The organism is Vibrio sp. 10N.222.46.A1 (assembly GCF_041473595.1).
GTDB classification, from domain to species: Bacteria; Pseudomonadota; Gammaproteobacteria; order Enterobacterales; family Vibrionaceae; genus Vibrio; species Vibrio tasmaniensis_A.
In genome coordinates, this window is record NZ_JBFRSN010001581.1 from 1 (window position 1) to 447 (window position 447).

1 pseudogene is annotated in these 447 nt (G+C 46.1%); it reads right to left on the reverse strand.

What is annotated here, in order from left to right:
• Positions 1–447 (reverse strand): annotated as a pseudogene (locus AB4496_RS28220) (two-component system response regulator); the annotation flags it as partial.

Consider the following 447-nt stretch of genomic DNA (forward strand, 5'->3'; position numbering starts at 1 on the left):
GGGTTGAACATTTAGAGCAACGAATCCCCTTCTCCAAAATCTCCGCGATATCTTTGAGATCAACGTTAAAATCTTTTCTATTTCTGATGTAATCGTGGAATAACGCTCTCACCAACAATGTGGCCGCTGAGCCGCCGTTATCAGAAGATGACGAATCGACAAGGTAGAAAGCAAACTGCCCGTTCATCATCCACGCATAGTCGAACACAAGTGGCATCATCTCTGTTGATTGTAGTAGGCGGTAACTGCAACGCCATGAGCCTTGTCGTGTGTCTTTGTCAGGAAGCAGCGCGTGCAATAAGTCTCTTGCCGCACTAGGGTTATCTTGCAAGTGATTTAGGTGCCAATGCAGCTCTTGGTCTTCAGGGATCTCTCCGCCGTCATCAACGCAAAACCATTGGCTTGAAAAATCTCGTTGGTCTGAAATGTTATCGAACGAATCTGTTA